Origin of the sequence: Paraburkholderia dioscoreae (assembly GCF_902459535.1) — a bacterium.
Taxonomy (GTDB): Bacteria; Pseudomonadota; Gammaproteobacteria; order Burkholderiales; family Burkholderiaceae; genus Paraburkholderia; species Paraburkholderia dioscoreae.
Genome location: NZ_LR699553.1, coordinates 1,783,237 through 1,801,564, shown reverse-complemented (window position 1 = coordinate 1,801,564; position 18,328 = coordinate 1,783,237). Strand labels below are relative to the sequence as shown.

At 64.8% G+C, this 18,328-nt stretch carries 17 protein-coding genes; 8 read left to right on the top strand and 9 right to left on the bottom strand.

Features of this window, described 5'->3' with window-relative positions; genetic code table 11:
- The first annotated feature begins 353 nt into the window (after positions 1-353).
- The 6 genes from PDMSB3_RS07950 (at position 354) to PDMSB3_RS07925 (ending at position 9,929) form a co-directional block, all read left to right on the top strand.
- The gene (locus PDMSB3_RS07950; RefSeq protein ID WP_165185684.1) at positions 354-2,852 is read left to right on the top strand and encodes an acyl-CoA dehydrogenase; all 2,499 of its coding nucleotides are present in this window, start codon (positions 354-356) and stop codon (positions 2,850-2,852) included.
- A 159-nt stretch (positions 2,853-3,011) separates the two neighbouring features.
- Positions 3,012-4,427 carry a 3-oxoacyl-ACP reductase gene (locus PDMSB3_RS07945; RefSeq protein ID WP_007182249.1) on the top strand — a complete coding sequence of 472 codons (1,416 nt, stop codon included), beginning with the start codon at positions 3,012-3,014 and terminating at the stop codon, positions 4,425-4,427.
- A gap of 2 nt (positions 4,428-4,429) precedes the next feature.
- Entirely contained in the window at positions 4,430-5,365 is a 936-nt protein-coding gene (locus PDMSB3_RS07940) for a MaoC/PaaZ C-terminal domain-containing protein (RefSeq protein ID WP_165185682.1), read from the top strand.
- A gap of 151 nt (positions 5,366-5,516) precedes the next feature.
- Positions 5,517-6,818: an acetyl-CoA C-acetyltransferase gene (locus tag PDMSB3_RS07935; RefSeq protein WP_007182251.1), complete on the top strand. Its 1,302-nt coding sequence runs from the start codon at positions 5,517-5,519 to the stop codon at positions 6,816-6,818.
- Positions 6,819-7,030: 212 nt separating this feature from the next.
- Entirely contained in the window at positions 7,031-8,857 is a 1,827-nt protein-coding gene (locus tag PDMSB3_RS07930) for an AMP-binding protein (protein ID WP_007182252.1), read from the top strand.
- A gap of 37 nt (positions 8,858-8,894) precedes the next feature.
- On the top strand, positions 8,895-9,929 hold the full coding sequence (locus PDMSB3_RS07925; RefSeq protein WP_007182253.1) for a DUF1571 domain-containing protein: 1,035 nt from the start codon (positions 8,895-8,897) through the stop codon (positions 9,927-9,929).
- On the opposite strand, the gene PDMSB3_RS07920 is transcribed toward PDMSB3_RS07925, so the two are convergent.
- The 6 genes from PDMSB3_RS07920 to PDMSB3_RS07895 form a co-directional block, all read right to left on the bottom strand.
- Entirely contained in the window at positions 9,926-10,342 is a 417-nt protein-coding gene (locus PDMSB3_RS07920) for a hypothetical protein (RefSeq protein WP_165185679.1), read from the bottom strand. The genes PDMSB3_RS07925 and PDMSB3_RS07920 overlap by 4 nt on opposite strands.
- A gap of 40 nt (positions 10,343-10,382) precedes the next feature.
- Positions 10,383-11,960, bottom strand: coding sequence for an FAD-binding oxidoreductase (locus PDMSB3_RS07915; protein ID WP_165185677.1), 1,578 nt, complete (start codon positions 11,958-11,960; stop codon positions 10,383-10,385).
- 39 nt (positions 11,961-11,999) lie between these two features.
- Positions 12,000-12,491 carry a hypothetical protein gene (locus tag PDMSB3_RS07910; RefSeq protein ID WP_007182256.1) on the bottom strand — a complete coding sequence of 164 codons (492 nt, stop codon included), beginning with the start codon at positions 12,489-12,491 and terminating at the stop codon, positions 12,000-12,002.
- Positions 12,492-12,741: 250 nt separating this feature from the next.
- Positions 12,742-13,593 carry an anti-sigma factor family protein gene (locus tag PDMSB3_RS07905; protein ID WP_007182257.1) on the bottom strand — a complete coding sequence of 284 codons (852 nt, stop codon included), beginning with the start codon at positions 13,591-13,593 and terminating at the stop codon, positions 12,742-12,744.
- Positions 13,593-14,123: a sigma-70 family RNA polymerase sigma factor gene (locus PDMSB3_RS07900; protein ID WP_007182258.1), complete on the bottom strand. Its 531-nt coding sequence runs from the start codon at positions 14,121-14,123 to the stop codon at positions 13,593-13,595. The genes PDMSB3_RS07905 and PDMSB3_RS07900 overlap by 1 nt, the downstream gene beginning before the upstream one ends.
- A 14-nt stretch (positions 14,124-14,137) precedes the next feature.
- Positions 14,138-14,275: a hypothetical protein gene (locus tag PDMSB3_RS07895; RefSeq protein WP_007182259.1), complete on the bottom strand. Its 138-nt coding sequence runs from the start codon at positions 14,273-14,275 to the stop codon at positions 14,138-14,140.
- A 352-nt stretch (positions 14,276-14,627) separates the two neighbouring features.
- Between PDMSB3_RS07895 and hfq the strand changes: the two genes are divergently transcribed.
- The gene (hfq, locus tag PDMSB3_RS07890; protein ID WP_165185674.1) at positions 14,628-15,140 is read left to right on the top strand and encodes an RNA chaperone Hfq; all 513 of its coding nucleotides are present in this window, start codon (positions 14,628-14,630) and stop codon (positions 15,138-15,140) included.
- Between the two features lie 20 nt (positions 15,141-15,160).
- On the opposite strand, the gene PDMSB3_RS37800 is transcribed toward hfq, so the two are convergent.
- Positions 15,161-15,388 (bottom strand): hypothetical protein, encoded by a 228-nt coding sequence (locus PDMSB3_RS37800; protein WP_007182261.1) that lies wholly within the window; start codon positions 15,386-15,388, stop codon positions 15,161-15,163.
- Positions 15,389-15,716: 328 nt separating this feature from the next.
- On the opposite strand from PDMSB3_RS37800, the gene PDMSB3_RS07880 reads away from it, so the two are divergent.
- Complete coding sequence (locus PDMSB3_RS07880) at positions 15,717-15,905, top strand: hypothetical protein (protein ID WP_007182262.1); 189 nt, start codon at positions 15,717-15,719, stop codon at positions 15,903-15,905.
- Positions 15,906-16,153: 248 nt separating this feature from the next.
- Here PDMSB3_RS07880 and PDMSB3_RS07875 read toward each other — a convergent pair whose 3' ends face one another.
- Both PDMSB3_RS07875 and PDMSB3_RS07870 read right to left on the bottom strand, forming a co-directional pair.
- On the bottom strand, positions 16,154-16,882 hold the full coding sequence (locus tag PDMSB3_RS07875; protein WP_011487875.1) for a DUF2968 domain-containing protein: 729 nt from the start codon (positions 16,880-16,882) through the stop codon (positions 16,154-16,156).
- A 47-nt stretch (positions 16,883-16,929) separates the two neighbouring features.
- Positions 16,930-18,321 (bottom strand): sigma 54-interacting transcriptional regulator, encoded by a 1,392-nt coding sequence (locus tag PDMSB3_RS07870; protein WP_007182264.1) that lies wholly within the window; start codon positions 18,319-18,321, stop codon positions 16,930-16,932.
- Between the last annotated feature and the right edge of the window lie 7 nt (positions 18,322-18,328).

Here is an 18,328-nt window from a genome sequence, read left to right as displayed (position 1 = left end):
AACGTTAAGCATGCCGCAGCATCGCACGAGGCATCGACCGGCAATCTCTACACCGTCGGCGAGGCATCAGACAGGCAACAAGTACCCGGTACAAACCCAGCAAAAAAGGCAGCCGAACATCATGAACGCCGCATACCTGAGCAGCACGTCTAAGTCCCGCACCTAAGCGACGCCGCGCTGTCGAACTGCAGACACGACGCGCAAAACGAAGCAGGCGCGAGGGGAAGCAAACGCAGGCAACACGCAAACGCGTGGAAAAGCACCACAGCCGCCGGGCAGAAAATCAATAGAACGCGCACCGTCCGCGCCCCGTGGACGCGTTCGCACGCACCATCGAAACAGGAGGAAACGTCATGCCGTGGTTCATCCCAGTGCTCGTCATAGCCGCTCTCGCGCTCGTCTACGTTCAGGCACGCGCCGTATGGTGGCTTGCCTTCATGATCGTCTGGGTGGCAGCCGCGCATGTCAGCGGCGCGACGGGCCCGGTGGCCACCTCGCTGCTCGCTGTCGTATTCGTCCTCCCTGCCCTCGTGCTCGCGCTCAAGCCGCTGCGCCGCGCGTGGCTCGCCAAGCCCGTGCTCGATATCTTCCGCAAGATCCTGCCGGAGATGTCGCCGACCGAGCGCGACGCGATCGAAGCCGGCACGGTCTGGTGGGACGCCGAACTATTCTCGGGCCGCCCGCACTGGGACAAGCTGCTCGGCTACGGCCCCGCCACGCTGACGGCGGAAGAACAGTCGTTCCTCGACGTCGAATGCGAGCAGCTCTGCGATCTCGCGAACGACTGGGAGACCACCATGATCTGGCAGGATCTGTCGCCGCAAACCTGGCAGTACATCAAGGAGCGCGGCTTTCTCGGCATGATCATTCCGAAGCAGTACGGCGGCAAGCAGTTCTCCGCGTATGCGCATTCGCAGGTCATCATGAAGCTCGCCACGCGCTGCTCGGCCGCCGCCGTTTCGGTGATGGTGCCGAACTCCCTCGGCCCCGCCGAACTGCTGATGCACTACGGCACCGACGCGCAGAAAAACCACTATCTGCCGCGCCTCGCACGCGGCGAGGAAATTCCCTGCTTCGCCTTGACGAGCCCGTACGCCGGTTCCGATGCGGCGGCGATTCCGGACGTCGGCATCATATGCAAAGGCACGTTCGAAGGCCGCGAGACGCTGGGTTTTCGCGTCACGTGGGACAAGCGCTACATCACGCTCGGACCGATCGCGACCGTGCTCGGCCTCGCGTTCCGCGCGCTCGATCCCGACCACCTGCTCGGCATGAGCGACGAACCCGGCATTACCTGTGCGCTGATTCCGACCGACCATCCGGGCGTGAACATCGGCCGCCGTCACTGGCCGCTCAACGCGGTGTTCCAGAACGGTCCGAACTCGGGCAAGGACGTGTTCATTCCGCTCGACTGGGTGATCGGCGGCCGCGCGCAGGTCGGCAACGGCTGGCGCATGCTGATGGAATGCCTGGCAGCGGGCCGGGCGATTTCGCTGCCCTCGTCGAATGTGGGGATGGCGAAAATCGCCGTGCGCGGCACCGGCGCTTACGCCGCGATTCGCCGCCAGTTCCGCACCGCCGTCGGCAAGTTCGAAGGCGTGCAGGAAGCGCTCGGCCGCATGGGCGGCAACCTGTATGTGATGGACGCCGCGCGCCGCCTGTCGGCGCACGCGGTGGATCTCGGCGAAAAACCCTCGGTGATTTCGGCGATCGCCAAATATCACATCACGGAGCGTGCCCGCATGGTCATTAACGACGGCATGGATATCGCCGCCGGCAAGGGCATCTGCATGGGACCGTCGAACTTTCTCGCGCGCGCCTATCAGCAGGTGCCGATCGCGATCACTGTGGAAGGCGCGAACATTCTCACGCGCTGCCTGATCATTTTCGGCCAGGGTGCGATCCGCTGTCATCCGTATGTGCTGAAGGAAATGGCCGCCACGCGCGAAACGGATCGCGCGAAGGCGCTGCGCGATTTCGACGCAGCGTTCTTCGGCCATGTCAGCTTCACGCTGTCCAACGTGGTGCGCAGTTTCGTGTACGGCGTGACGGGTGGCGCGTTCATCGCCAAACCGCGCATGGCCTACGCGCCGCTGCATGCGTACTATCGCGCGGCGACCCGCCTTTCCACCGCATTCGCGCTGCTCGCCGATGTCTCGATGTTCGTGCTAGGCGGCGATCTGAAACGCCGCGAGCGCATCTCCGCGCGTCTGGGCGACGTGCTGTCGCAGCTCTACCTGATTTCGGCCACGCTCAAGCGCTTCGAGGACGAAGGCCGCCAGGAAGAAGACCTGCCGCTGGTTCGCTGGGGCGTCGAGGATTCGCTGTACAAGGCGCAACACGCGCTCGACGGTGTGCTTGCCAACTATCCGAACCGCGTCGCCGCCGGCCTCGTGCGCGTGCTCGCGTTTCCGTTCGGCCTGCCCCACCGCGAACCGTCCGACCGACTCGGCAGTGAAATCGCCGAACTGATGCAAACACCGGGTGCCGCGCGCAACCGTCTGGTGTCCGATTCGTACGTGCCGCATCCGGATGTCGACGCGCTCGGCTACGGCGAGCTGGTGTTCGAGCTGAACCCGCGCTTCACGCAGATCGACCAGAAGCTGCGCGACGCGGTCAAACAAGGTTTGCTCGAGCCGATGCCGCAGAGCCTGCCGCAACTGGCCGCATGGACCGACGCGGCGCAGAAAAAAGGCCTGATCGACGCCGACGAACGCCGCGTGCTCGACGATTACGCGCGTTATGGCGCACAAGTCGTGAAGGTGGATGACTTCCCCGCCGACTTCGACATGCTTGCCAACCTGCAAAAACGCAAGGAGACGCTGGAAAAGGCGCTGGAGCTCGCAGCCTGAGCTCGGCGCCGGCTTGTAAAAAAAACATCCGGGAAAGGCGCGCCGTGTGCGCCGAACTCGGTGCACACTGACACACGTTCGACGCCTCCAATCCCGCGAGGGACTTCATTCGGGCCGGGGGCTGCCTTCGAGGCGTGGCCAGCGGGAGCAATCAATAATATGAACGACTCTTATCTGAACTTCGTCAATTCGCCGTTCGGCGCGCGCCTTGCGCGCTCGCTCGGCCTGCCGAAGCCCGAGGTGCTGCGCCGCTATCGCGCCGACCAGCCGGAGTTCGGCGGCCTGATGGCGATCGGTGCGGGCCGCGAACCGCAGTTGCTCGACGCGCTCGCGAATCTCGTGGCCGGCATCGGCGTGACCAGCGTCGCGCATGAAGGCGCCGGGCTGTGGGTGCCGCTCGCCAATCGCCACGGTCTGATGACGGGGCGTTTCGAAGCGGCCGATTCCGGCTCCCAAGGCAAGCTCGCGGCCCTGCTGTTCGACGCGAGCGGGATCGAAGACAGCACCCAGCTCGAACCGCTGCACGGCTTCTTTCACGACACACTGCGCTCGCTCGGCAGGTGCGGGCGCACCATCGTGCTGGGACGGCCGCCGGAAAGCTGTGCGACGCCGCGGCAGTGGACCGCGCAGCGCGCGCTCGAAGGCTTCACGCGTTCGCTCGGCAAGGAAGCGCGGCGCGGCATCACCGCCAATCTGGTCTACGTGGAGCAAGGCGCCGAAGGTCGCGCTGAAGCGACGCTGCGTTTCTTTCTGTCGCCGCGCTCGGCTTATGTGTCGGGTCAGGTCGTGCGCATCGCCGCCGCCAGTGCCGGCGCGGAAACGACACCCACGTTCGACTGGCGGCAGCCGCTCGCGGGCCGGCGCGCGGTCGTGACCGGCGCCGCGCGCGGCATCGGCGCATCGATCGCGAGCGTGCTGGCGGCGGAAGGCGCGCACGTAATCGGCATCGACATCCCAACGGCCCGCGAGGCGCTCGACGCCACCATGCGTCAACTGAACGGCACCGCGCTCGCGTTCGACATCGCCGCGCCCGAAGCACCCGCGCAGATCGCCGCCGCGCTCGACGAACAGGGCGTGGATATCGTCGTGCACAACGCCGGCATCACGAAGGACAAGACCATCGTGAAGATGACCGAGGCCGCCTGGCAAAGCGTGATCGACATCAACCTGTCCGCGCAGGAGCGGATCGACGACGCCCTGCTCGCCGCCGGCATTCTGCGCGACGGCGGCCGGATCGTCGGCGTGTCGTCGATCAGCGGCATTGCCGGCAATCTCGGCCAGACCAATTACGCCACCTCGAAGGCCGGCGTGATCGGTCGCGTGCAAAGCATGGCGCCGCAGTTGCACGCGCGCGGCATCACGATCAACGCCGTCGCGCCCGGCTTCATCGAAACGCAGATGACCGCGAAGATTCCGCTCGCAATCCGCGAAGCCGGCCGCCGCATGAATTCGATGAGCCAGGGCGGCCAGCCGGTCGACGTCGCGCAGACTATTGCGTGGCTCGCGCATCCGGGATCGGCGGGCGTGAGCGGCCAGGTCGTGCGCGTGTGCGGACAAAGCCTGATTGGAGCGTGACCATGAGTGAGCCGGGGGATCCGTTCAGCGGCAGTCAGGCATCGAACACGGCGCGGCCGGACGCCGTGCGGCCCAGGACCGTCGTGATCGACACCTTGCCCGCGCCCGCGAAGCTCTACGCGCGCGCGTTGTCCGGCATCGTCAAACGCGGGCGCGAGACACATCTGCCGCCGTTGCGTCTCGTGCGCCCCGCCGTTCCCCTTGAGCCAGGGCAGATCTGGCATTACGCGCGCGTGTGCGGTTTCATTCCCGAGCACGGCGTGCCGCTCACGTATCCGCATCTGCTCGCCTTTCCCTTGCATCTGCTGATGCTGACCGACCCGGCGTTTCCGTGGTCGGCGCTCGGGCTCGTGCATCTGGCCAACCATGTGCGCCTGCGCCGGCCGCTCGCCTACAAGGACATGCTGCGCGTCGAGGTGGAATTCGGCGCGCTGCTGCGCCACGACAAAGGCCAGGCGTTCGTGCTGCATACCCACATGTACCGGCGCGGCGAAGCAGTGTGGGACGGCGACAGCGTCTATCTGAAGCGCGGCGTGCAGGCGAGCGGTAGCGTGCTCGATCCGCTCGAACTCGGGCCCGAACCACTGCAACGCATCGCGCGCTGGCAACTGCCGTCGCAACTCGGCCGCGACTACGCGGGCGTGTCCGGCGACTACAACCCGATCCATCTGAGCGCGCTGTCCGCGAAGGCCTTCGGTTTTCCGCGCGCGATCGCGCATGGCATGTGGACGCTGGCGCGCGCCGCCTCCGCGCTGCAACCGCCGAAGCCGCTCGCGGAAGCCACGCTCAGCGCCGAATTCAAGCTGCCGATGCTGCTGCCCGGCGAGGCTTCACTGTGGGGTGCATCGCCTTCGCTGATCGAACGCGACATTGAAGTGCGCGACATTGGCGGACAGAAACCGCATTTGCGTGGGCGCATGCAATGGAGACTGCAATGACGCACGCGCATCGGGCGTCGAAGCGTGGAATTCGGGCCCGCTGAAATCGTTGTTGCATCAGGACCGTCGTTATCAGGCATCACCGCAATCGCAGCATGTGCAGCATTCGCACCATTCAATAAAACCAGGGAACGACCCGAAGGAGCCGAGCATGTCCAACCCGCCGCCAGCCGTACGCCGCGTCGCCATAGTCGGAGGCAACCGGATTCCGTTTGCCCGCTCGAACACCGCCTACGCGACCGCGTCGAATCAGGACATGCTGACCTTTACGCTGCAAGGCCTGATCGACCGCTATAACCTGCACGGCGAACGGCTGGGCGAAGTCGCGGCAGGCGCTGTCATCAAACATTCACGCGACTTCAATCTGACGCGCGAATCCGTGCTGTCCACCACGCTTGCCAAAGAGACGCCCGCCTACGACGTCCAGCAGGCCTGCGGCACCGGACTCGAAGCTGCCATCCTCGTCGCCAACAAGATTGCCCTGGGGCAGATCGAAGTGGGCATTGCGGGCGGCGTCGATACGACTTCCGATGCGCCGATCGGCGTCAACGAGCGGATGCGCAAGATCCTGCTCGAAGCGAATCGCGGCAGGAGCACCGGGCAACGCGTCGGCGCGCTGAGCAAACTGCGGCCCGGCATGTTTTTCAAGCCGCTGCTGCCGCGTAACGGCGAGCCGCGCACGGGCCTTTCGATGGGCGAGCATTGCGAGCTGATGGCGAAACGCTGGAACATCTCGCGCGAGGCGCAGGACGTACTCGCCTACGACAGCCACCGCAAGTTGACGGCGGCGTACGCGCGCGGCTTCGTCAACGATCTGATGACACCGTACCGGGGTCTTGCGCAAGACAACAATCTGCGCGCCGACCTCACGCTGGAAAAACTCGCGAGCCTGAAGCCGGTGTTCGATCGCGACGCCGGCACGCTGACCGCCGGCAATTCGACGCCGCTCACCGACGGCGCCTCCGCCGTGCTGCTCGCGAGCGAGGACTGGGCCGCGCGGCATGGACTGCCGGTGCTCGCGTATCTGAGCTGGTCCGAAACCGCCGCCGTCGATTTCTTCGACAGGAAAGAAGGCCTGCTGATGGCGCCCGCATACGCTGTGCCGCGCATGCTGGCGCGCGCCGGACTCACCTTGCAGGACTTCGATCTGTACGAAATTCACGAAGCGTTCGCCGCCCAGGTGTTGTGCACGCTCGCGGCGTGGCAGGATGACGAATATTGCCGCACGCAACTCGGTTTGCCGGGCGCGCTCGGGGCGATCGATCGGGCGAAACTGAACGTGAATGGCAGCTCGCTTGCCACGGGTCATCCATTCGCGGCGACGGGTGGACGCATCGTCGCCGGTCTCGCGAAAATGCTCGCGCAACTCGACAAACCGGCCGGCACCGCGCGCGGACTGATTTCGATCTGCGCGGCGGGCGGCCAGGGTGTGGTCGCGATTCTGGAGCGCTGAGCGGCGTGATGTTTTTCGCACTCGCTTCGCGGCGTGTTTTTGCTTCGCGCGCTGCCGCACTCGCGCGGAGTGCCTGGATGACTGACCGACCGCAGGATCAACACACAAACAGGTGAAGCTGCAGCTTCAGCCACTATCTTGCATGGGACCGGGACAAGCGCCAAAGCACCATAGCGCCAGCTCCGGTCGACCGCTTTGCATGGGAGACGATCATGACGCAGTCCACTCAAACCCCGCTTCCGCTAGCCGCCGATTCCGCACCGCAGTACGCCGCGAACCCCGCGCCTGCTTCCACGCAGACTCAGGCGCCGGCTCAGGCGCCCGTTCACGCGCCCAACACCGACGCCATCTGGTACGCGTCCTATCCGGCAGACGTGCCGCACGACATCGACGTCGCGCAGTACGAATCGGTCGTGCAGTTCTTCGACGAATGTATCGCCCGGTTCCGCGAGCGTGTGGCCTATGTGAGCGTGGGCGCGAACATGACCTACGGCGAGCTCGGCCGCAAGGCCAGCGCATTCGCCGCGTATCTGCAAAGCCTCGGCGTGAAGCCGGGCGAGCGCGTGGCGATCATGCTGCCGAACACGTTCCAGTATCCGGTGTCGCTGTTCGGCATACTGAAGGCCGGCGGCGTGGTGGTCAACGTGAATCCGCTCTATACGGTGCGCGAACTCGCGCATCAATTGAAGGACAGCGGCGCGCAAACCATCATCGTGTTCGAGAACTTCGCGAAGACGGTCGAAGACGCGCTGCCGGGGACCAAAGTGCAGAACGTTATCGTGACGGGTCTCGGCGATCTGCTTGCCGACGGCCTGAATCTGAAGGGACGTCTGCTCAATTTCATGCTACGGCACGTGAAAAAGATGGTGCCCGCGTACAACCTGCCCAACGCCGTGCCGCTGCTCGAAGCGCTTTCAATCGGCTACTCGCGGCCGTTGACACCCGTGCGCCCCACGCATGCGGACATAGCGTTCCTCCAGTACACGGGCGGCACGACCGGCGTCGCCAAGGGCGCGATGCTCACGCACAAGAACATCATTGCCAATCTGCTGCAGGCGAAAGCGTGGTCCGAAGGGCAACTGACCGGCGACGTCGAAACGGTGCTCACGCCGCTGCCGCTCTACCACATCTATTCGTTGACCGTGAACGCGCTGATCTTCATGGGGCTCGGCGGCCGCAACATTCTGATCGCCAATCCGCGCGACATGAAGCGCGTGATGATGATCATCCGTCACGAAAAATTCACCGGCATGACCGCCGTGAATACGCTCTACAACGCGTTCCTCGAAAACGAGGAGTTCTGCAAGCGCGACTTCTCGGATCTCAAGCTCGCGATGGCCGGCGGCATGGCCACGCAGAAGTCGGTGGCCGAGCGTTTCAAGGCGGTGACCGGCAAACCGATCATCGAAGGATATGGGCTGACCGAATGCTCGCCGATCGTCTCGATGAATCCGGTCGATCTGAACAACATGCGCGACTTCGAAGGGTCGATCGGTTTGCCCGCGCCGTCCACTCACGTGCGCTTCCGGAAAGACGACGGCAGTTGGGCGAACATCGGCGAGGCGGGCGAATTGTGCGTGAAGGGGCCGCAGGTGATGAAGGGCTACTGGAATCGCCCGGAGGAAACCGCCAAGGTGATCGACGACGACGGCTGGCTCGCCACCGGCGACATCGGCGTGATGGATTCGCGCGGCTTTATCCGCCTGATCGACCGTAAGAAGGACATGATCCTGGTGTCGGGCTTCAACGTCTATCCGAACGAAGTCGAAGACGTGATCGCAACGCATCCGGACGTGCGGGAAGTGGCGGCCATCGGCGTGCCTGATGCCGCGCAGGGCGAACGGGTGAAGGTGTTCATCGTCCGGCGCAATCCTTCGCTGACGGCGGAACAGGTGATCGCCCATTGCCGCAAGAACCTGACAGGTTACAAGGTGCCGAAGCTCGTCGAGTTCCGCGACGAGCTGCCGCAAACCAACGTAGGTAAAATTCTGCGCCGCGCACTGCGAGACGAGGAACTCGCGAAGCAAAAGCCTGCCTGACAGAGGTTGCGCCTCGCATCACCTTACGGAGAGATTCATGAAGCACCGCATGTCCGCACGCTCATGCCGCACGCCGGCCTTCATGCACCTCATCCGTGATTCGACGCAAGCCGCCCGCTTGTGGGCGTCGCGCCATGCACCGTTGCAAAGCGTGCCGTCGCGCGGACTCCTGCTCGCCGCGCTCATGAGCGGCGCGGCCGCACTGGCCGCACTGGCCACTCCCGCCGCGTTCGCGCAAAACGACGACACGCCGCCCGCGCTCGATACCGTCAACGCCGTCAAGGCGCCGGCCACGCCGTCCTCGCAGGTCGGCAAGCTCACGCTGGATCAACAGGTCAAATGGCTGCGCGCCGCGCAACAGAGCGGCGCCCTGGAAAAGCTCGGCGACGCCCAACTGGTCGCGCTATTCCAGTCGCTCGACCCGCTCGCGTTGCCGCGCTATATCAAGGAAGGGCCGAACGGTTATCCGTCGTACGAGTTCACCATGTCGCGTTCGGAACGCATTCACGGCAGTTGGCCCGACAAGCCCGATCACATGCTGGTGCGCCTCACGCACGACCCGCTGCGAATCTACGCTACGTGGCTGCCCGACGGCGGCCACGCGGGTCAGGAAGTCATCTACGACGAGTCCAAACGGACCGACGAATTGTATGGACACCTGGGCGGCATCCTGAACGTGATGCCGTTGTGGACCTCGCTGAATGGCGCCCTCGCCCACTCGCAATCGAACCATGACGTGCGCGATCTCGGCACCGAATACATTGCGAACCAGTACCTCGACGAAGGCAAAAAATACGCTGCCGCCGGTCTGCCGCGCTCGTCCACGGTGGAAGTCAAAACGATCGACGGCGTACGTGTGGTGGCTTTCACCTTCGAAACGCCGATGGGCCAGCCGCAGTTCTACGCGAAGAAGGAAACGCTCGGCCTCGATCTGCGGCATCCGTATTTCCGCAGCGTCGAGTCTTACGACAACGACGGTAATATCTTCGAGAGAATCGTGTTCGAAACCATCACGCCGAAAACATTCGACGACTCGACGTTCGATCCGAAGAACAAGGCGTACAGGTTCTAGCGCGGCACGCGCGGCGCGAACACGAACGCAACATGGGCCGGTTGCGCGTTAGCGCTCGCGCCTTGTTCGCGAGTGTGTTCGATCAGGTGTCCCGCACGAGTCGCGAGTTCGCTCAGGACGAAATAATCGGAGACGCGAGTGATGCCGATCAGCGAGACCGACGCATGCGTGGACGTCGCGCGAAGAAGCGGTGCGAGTGTCGTGTGCCACAGCATGCCGATATCGTCGCCGGTTTCGAAAACCGGCCACTGCCTGTGCGCGGCATAGCCGGCGAGCGCGGCGCCCTGGGCCAGCGTGGAATCGGCAAGCGCCACCGTATTGCCATGAGCCGCGCCGTGCGCGAGCCACGGCCACGCGCCGCCTGCCACGGTCGGCAGGCAGGCGCCGGTCATCATGAAAGTGCGGCGGTCCATTGATCGCTCCTGTCGTCATTGAGCGCGTGCAGCGCACGCCTCAGGTGTAGCCTCGCCGGTCGCGCCATGCCGCCGGCCAGATGCCTTGCTTGCCCGGCGCGAGAATGCCGTTCGGGTCGAGCGCGTCCTTGATCGTCTCCGAGAGCCGCAGCAGAGCGCCGTCGTTGAAGCTGTATTGGGCCGCGGCAAAATCCATATACGCGAGATGCGTGCGATATTCGCCGTAGCCCGCCGCGCGCGCATCGCTGATCAGCGAACGCACCAGCGCGCCGGCCTGCTCGACCTGGTTCGCGTCGTCGCGGTCGAAGATCGCCGCGAAAATGTGATGCAGATGCCGCGCGCCCGCCGTAAAACCGCCGTAGTAATCGAAGCCGTATTCCGCGGCGCGCGCTTTGACCATCGTGTATTGACGCAGCGCGTCGCGCCCCGTCGCCGGGCACACCGGCGCGAAGTCGACGTGCGCGCCCGCGCCGCCACGCCAGTCGAGCATGCGAAACGCGGTCATCGCCGGAATGCCGGCGAGATTGCGATCGCCGCCCCCGGTGGGCTGCGCATCGCCCGCGTAACGCGTGGCGGAGAGCCGCGCCTGCGGCACGCGGGCGAACGCGCGCTGCACGATCGCATAGCGCGCGTCGATCAATTCAGGCGTACCGTATAGCGCAAAATGCAGATTCCAGCGGCCCACATCCAGCTTGTCGAGCATCGCGGCCACCGCGCTCTCGGGCATCGCGCCAGGGCCGTCATACCATTGCGCACGCGCCGACAGACCGGCCGCGCGGCGCAGGCCGCCTTCGATCACCGCGTGATTGCGGATCGTTTCATCGAGTCGCAACGGACGCAAAATCTCCACGATCGTTTCGAGATCCGCTTCATGCCGGAACTGGATTTCGCCGAGCAGATACGCGGGCGGCGCGGGCATCAGCCAAACGCCCAGCTTGGTGACGATGCCGTAGTTCGACTGCATGAACATCGCATCGAACGAGGGTCCGTAGCCCGGCTGATACAGCTGCCACGCGGTGCCGATTTCGATTCCGCCCATGCCCGTGCGCAACACGTCGCCGTTGGCCAGCACCACTTCCATGCCGCACTGCGCCGCCGCGTGATCGCCGTAGTCCGTATAGCCGAAGCCGCGCTCGAGCGTATTGCCGACCACGCTGCCCCAGCCGGCCGCGGGTGGATCGACCCACAGCCTGTAGCCCTTCTCGCGCAGATACGCGTACAGATCGAAGTAGCTGACGCCCGGTTCGACCAGCGCGTAGCCCATTGTCTCGTTCACTTCGAGGATGCGGTTCATCCTGTGCAGATCGAGCACGACCGAACCGGCCAGGCGCGGCGCCGCACCACCGTAGGCGAAGTTGCGTCCGGTCGAAACGGTCCACAACGGAATGCGAAATTGATTGGCAATCCGCAATATCGCGCGGATCTCGTCGACGGATCCGGGCATGAGCGCGGCACTGGCCGAAAACGCTTCGCGCTCGCCGGGCGCGAACGGATCGCGATACGCCGCGAGCCCATCCGCCGAGCTCACCACCTGCGGCTCGCCGACAATCGAGCGCCAGGCGGCGAGTGCGCGATCGAACTGCGCGGCGGATACCTTCGGCGGCAAGCTGCGAATCAAAGCATCTCCTTGGCCGCCGCGCGTGCGAGCGGCAGCGGGTTAGCGGCGCATTCCACCGCCGCCGTGCGACATGCCGCCCCATGCGTGCATGGGCGGCGCGCCGTGCCAACCGCCGTGGCCGCCCACCACATACGGTCCGCGCACGCCACGCACATAGCGCACATGATCCATGGGATGAAAATGATGAAAGCGGTCGATGAACACGAACGACACGCCGACACCGAACACGACCGCCGGGCCCCAGTACCACGGATCGTAGTAGTAAGCCGCGCCATCCGCCAGCGCTTGAGCGGCGGCATCGTCATCGACGATCTGCCACGTGCCGTCCGGTTGCAGGCACGCACGGCCGGTGATCTGCTGCATGACGCCGTCGATTTCCGCCTGCCCCGCCACGAACCGGCACGTTGACCCATCGCCTGACAGCGCGTCGTCATCCGCGTGCGCCGCGAGCGGCGCCGCACACGCGGCGCCCAGACACAACCAGACTATGCCGCGATACAGCCGGCTGCCGAACTGATGAAATGTGAGCATGATTTTGCTGCCTCGACGCGCCGGCGTTGCGACCCGCAAGAAACGTGTCGGCACCGTGAAGACACCGTCGGTTTGCCTTGCTCGAAACCGCGCCGTGAACACGCACAAGTGCGCGGCGACAACACGATCCAGCAAGCAGTAAACGAAGCCCTTCGCGACGCTATTCCGCATGCGCTGCGGCAGCGCGAACGGTTTCTGTTACCGCGTGTTGCAGACCCGGCGCGGCAGAGGACCGGGCCCGCGACCGCCGCTATTGCCACGACTCCGGTTTGCCGCCGAGCGCGCTGCATACGTCGATGGCGATGGTGCGCAGCTTGCCTTCCGCGATCGGCCCGGACAGCGCGTAGCCCATGCCGTCGTTGATCCAGTAGAAGGTGCGCCGGTTGCCCTCGCGGAACAGGCGGAACGCGGTTTCGTCGCGCGACGTGCCGGTGACGTAGAGCGTGAGGCGCGCGCCGCTGCCGTTCTCGTACATGAATTGCGCCGCCGGTCCCGCTTCGCCGGGCAAGAGCCGCCCGCCCACCAGCGAGTAACCGTATTCCTGCAATGAAGGAACCGAGAGCGGCCGGTTCAGCCGTTTGGAGAGCCAGTTGATCAGATGCTCTTCTTCGCTCGCGGCCACTTCCACCGGATGACGCCGCTCCGGCGTGTACACCGCGTAGGCAATGTCCGCGCGCTCGGCGAAGCTCGGCGGCTGGCCGCCCAGACCGCCCCACGCGCCGCCGGTCAGGCGCGGCGCGAGCGGCCCCAACGCGAGCGCGAGCCCCGCGCCTGCCGCCAGCCAGCAGGCCGCGACACCCGCGCGCTGCCACCACGGCGTCTTGCGGCGCAACACGATGAAGGCCGGTTCGTCGGCGGCATCGTCCTCACGGCGTTCGTTGCGCGTGTCACGCTCGCTGCGCTGCGGCGCCCCGCACAGCGCCCGCAATGCAGCCTTCTGCGCGCGCCATGCGGCCACGCGCGCGGCGGCCTGCGGATGCTGTTTCAACTGCCCCTCGATCGCGGCGCGCTCCACGCCTGGCAATTCGCCGTCGACAAACGCCGACAGCGCTCGCAGATCGAGCCCTTCGGGCAAGCTGGAATCGTAGTCGTCGCTATTCATCACGGATTTCTCACTACTTTTAACGGCGTAGTTTTACGCGCCGGCCCCTGAGCCGGTCCCTCCGTCAGCAACGCGCGCATGTGTTCGCGCGCGCGCGACAGCCGCGACATGACCGTGCCGATCGGCACGCCGAGTGCGCTCGACGCTTCCTGATAAGACAGTTCCTCCACGCAGACCAGCAACAGCACTTCGCGCTGTTCGACCGGCAGACAATACAGCGCGCGCTGCAGATCGCGCAGCACGAGACCGTCGACTTCACCCTGAGGCGCTTCGAGGTTGCGCCACGGCGCGCTCTCGTCGTCGACGGCAATCTCGCGGCGGCCGCGCAACTGGTCGATGTAGAGATGCCGCAGGATCGTCAGCAGCCACGCGCGCAGATTGCTGTCCGGCCGGAACGCCGCCCAGCGCGCGAACGCTCGCTCCGCCGTATCCTGCACGAGGTCGTCGGCCCAGGCGCGGTCGCCCGTCAGTGCGCGCGCGTAGCGGCGCAACTGCGGGAGCCACGAAATCACTTCGGCTTCGAAATTCACCCGGCGTGTGGCGCTCAGTAGCCGCCGCCACTGCTGTTGCCGCCGCTCGTGCCGGAGGCGCTGCCATCGGTCGTGCAGGCACTCGTCGCAAGCGTACCGGCCGCGAGCGCGAGCACAACGAAAACGGCGGAAAGAATGCGGGATACTTTCATGGTGAATCTCCTGATGAGCGCCCGGACGCCTTGTGCGGGCCGAGAAGCCGGTCGGCCACGCGCACGATGCAGCGCCGCCATGCCTGATATAACGCGGGCAGGCGCTGGTTTATTCCGCCGAAGACACGGCCGGGCGCTATCTTTTTCCGCCATCCGCGCCGCGAAGGCCCGTGAGTGGCGGAAGAATGCGGCATTCGTCCGCAGATTCGTAACGCAACGTTACAGTCAATAGTTATCAGATGCTTATGCGCCCACAAGCCGTTATAGTGGACGCAGTTCGCCCGCCGACGCGTTCCGCCCCCACACAGGGTAGAATCGCGGCGAACAACCGTTTTTCTAACCTGAATTGTCCATGGCTTCCGCAGAATCGCATCCGCAAAACGACTTCATGAACGCTGCGCGCAAAGAACGAAAGCGCGTTGAGATCTATCTTGTCAACGGCATCCGCCTGACGGGGTGCATCGAGTCGTTCGATCAGTATCTGGTGATGCTGCGCACGCCTGTCGGCCTGCAAGGCATCTACAAGCGCGCCATCTCGACGATCCAGCTCGACACCGGCACGCGTCCGGCTCCGCGCGCGGGGCGTCCTTCGCATGGCGAGCACACCACGCGTGGGCCGCACGGTTCGCGTGAACCCCGCGATCATCGTGAGCCGCGTGAACCGCGCGAGTCGTATGGCGCGCCGTCTTCGGACCGGCCTGCGTCAGATCGTAGCAGCGGCACGTCGGACGGCCCGGTGGTCGTGACGCGCCGCCGGCGTCTGTTCGGCACGGGCGGCGACGGTGGCAATCATGGCAGTGGCAACCACGGTGGCGGCAATCACGGTGGTAATGGTGGTAACGGCGGCAGCGGCAGCACCGAGTAAGCCACTGCGGCAGCGCTCGGCTACTCCGCTGAATGGCCGAGCCGCTGCAGGATTTTTTCCAGGCGCATCACCTGCAGTTCCGTCAATTCGAATCTACATTTAACCGCCAGCACGCGGCGGCGCCAATATACGGCGTCGAGCATGCGCTGCGCCGGCTGCTTCGTTGCCCAATCCAGATGATCCAGTTCTGTTTCTACGACGTGTGACGCGTTGAGACGCTGCGCGCACGCGGTTTTTTTCCGGTTCATGTTGTTCGCTGCCTTTGTTCACAGGTTCTGGTTGCGCCCCTCCCGAGCTTGACACTGCCGGCCTGCGGCATGCGTTGCTGTCCGCCGGCCCACGCGGTCGGCGAATGATTTGTTTTTCCGCGCCGCTTTCCATCGACACACGGAAAACGAGTCGATGCGCATCGGTTTTAAGTTTTGGCTGATGAAGTTGCTTCGGCTCCAGCCCCGTTCGGCTCGCCGTTCTGACGCCCACGCGGATGGCGCGCAGTCTTAAACCGTTCGGCCGATGTTCGCCGATGCCTGCTTTGCGCTATGCTGGATTGCCGACTCTCTTCTTACGGAGCACGTCATGACCAGCAAGAAGCACCCCGAGACTCATCCCGCCGAAACCCAAACGCCCGCGGAATCGGAAGACAGCCGGCTCGATGAGGCGCTAGAGGAAAGTTTTCCTGCCAGCGACCCGATCGCTGTGGATACGGGTGATCCGCATCATGCAGAGGAAAAGGGAGCGCCTTCGGAGGGAAAGAAGCGGCATTAGAACTTGCCGCAGTGCTCTCTCGCGGACATGGCGAAGCGATGCCGCGAAGATTAGCCCTACCACCGTACATGCGGTGAGTCAGGCGCGAACGCTCGTGCGCGCGCAAACAGCTGAGGGAATAGCGAGGCCGTGTGCCATGCGTGACACGCGTTTTCTGAGCAGGCGCAGCCGGCGCTGGTGACGGGCGGCGGCCGGTACTGTTGATCCGCGCCGCCCTGGCCCACCCGATATTTTTCAGACCGTCACCCTCAGTGCGAGGGCAAGCCGCTTTCCAGTTGGCGCTGCAGTTCACGCACCTGACGCTGCGCGGCACGCAACTGATCTTGCGCGGAAGCCTTCTGCTGAGCGAGCGCCGTAGCTTCGGCGCGGGTCTGCTGCTGCTGGCTCGCCACGATGGTCTGCTGCTGGCGCGCCACATCCAGATCGGCCTGCAGACGGTTCGCGCGGTCTTGCGACAACGCGATCATCCGCTCCGTAAACGCTTTCTGCGCCTCGAGCTGCGTGCGGCGAATCTCGACGTCCGACAGTTGCACCGTCTGACGCACGAAATCCTTGTAGATCATGTCGGCACGCGCGGCGTCCTGGGTCTTGATGACACGCCAGAAATTTTTCTGCTGGAACAGCGCCACGTAGTACGTCATCTCCTTGCCGTAAAACAGCAAGCTCGCGCCGTAGCTACCGTTATAGGTGGTGCGCAATTCGCTCAGATCCGAGCCGTGGATCATCTGCTGCAATTCCGCCACATTGCCCGCGGCGGACTGCTTCGCTTCGTCGGGCGTGAGCGCCGACGTCTGAGCCTGTCCTGCCGGTGGCGTTGCCGGCAACGCCACCGTCGCGCCCGGCTGGGAAACAACGCCGCCCCCGGCGCCAGCACCCGCGCTGCTGTCCGGCAGAGACTGCGCATTCACGCCCTGCGCTGCCCCGATCGCGATGACTGCGGCGAAGGCAATCTGTCGTAGTTTCGACTTTCGGTCCATGTAATTCCTGCTTGAACAGTTTTTGTTTTAGTACAACCGTCTCATTATTACTCACTTTCGCGTGTTTCGGGCTCTTCGTCGAAAATTTGGTATTTGCGCATCTTCTCCCACAGAACCTTGCGGCTGATGCCCAGGTAGAGCGCGGTATCCTGGCGCCGCCAACCGTTTGCGTCGAGCGCGGCCAGCACGCGGTTGCGTTCGGCCATGTCCCACTTGCTGCGGTCCACCAGCACCTCGGCGACGCTTTCGGCCGGCACCGGCTGACTGGTGCGCGCGAGCGCGAGCAGGCGTTGCAGGCGCGCCGCGTCCCACGCACCGATCTGGCGCACGGTCACGCCGATGCGTTCGGCCAGGTTGCGCAGTTCGCGCACGTTGCCGGGGAAGTAGGTGTCCGCGACGGCGTCGGCGAGCCAGTACGGCAGGTCGGGCAGCGCGGCGAGACGCTCGGTGCCGACGATCTGCGCAATGAACGCCTTGAAGATGGCGATCTTGTCGACGGCGCCCCGCTCTTCCAGTGACGGAATTTTCAACTCGATCACGGCAAGCCGGTAGTAGAGGTCGGCGCGAAACGTGCCGTCTTTCACCAGTTGCGGCAGCAGTTTGTTGGTCGCCGCCACCAGCCGGAAGTCGAGCTTCACCGGCGTCGCCGAACCAATGCGCGTCACCGCGCTGTCTTCGAGCACGCGCAGCAGCTTGACCTGCTGATAGAGCGGCAGATCGCCGATTTCGTCGAGGAACAGCGTGCCGCCGTCGGCCTGCTCGAAGTAGCCTTTGTGCGCGACCACCGCGCCGGTGAACGAGCCTTTCGAGTGACCGAAGAACAGCGACTCGAACAGCCCGTCCGGAATCGCGCCGCAGTTCACCGCGACGAACGGGCCTTGCCCGTAGCGGCTATGTTTTTCGTGCAGCAGTTGCGCGATGCGCTCCTTGCCGACGCCGGTTTCGCCATGCACCAGCACACTGGTGTCGCAATCGGCGAAGGTGTCGACTTCGTGCAGCAGCGCCTGCATGCACTCCGAGTTGGCGATCATCGCGTCGGACTCGTGCGTCTTCGCGCTGTGCGCGCGCATTTGCAGCACGAGCTTCATGACCATGCCGCGCAATTCGGCGCAGGTGAAGTCGAGCGGCAGGATATGCGAGTACTCGGACGGGTACGTGGCCGGATCGTGTTCACGCGGCGCGGCGCCGACCCACACTACCGGGATGCCGTGCGCCGCCTGCCAGTCGCGCAGGATCAGCGCGCCGCTGTCGATCACGGATACGCTGATGATTGCGAGCGACGGCCGCAGCGCGGTCCGCTCGGGCGAGATCGCGATATCGTCAGCACGGATCACTTCGACGTCGAAGCTCGCCATGCAGCGCGCGACCCGGTCGACGATGTCGGCCTTGCCCTCCCAGACGTAGATATCGAGTTCCTCGATTTTGGTGGTGGTTCTCATCTTGGAT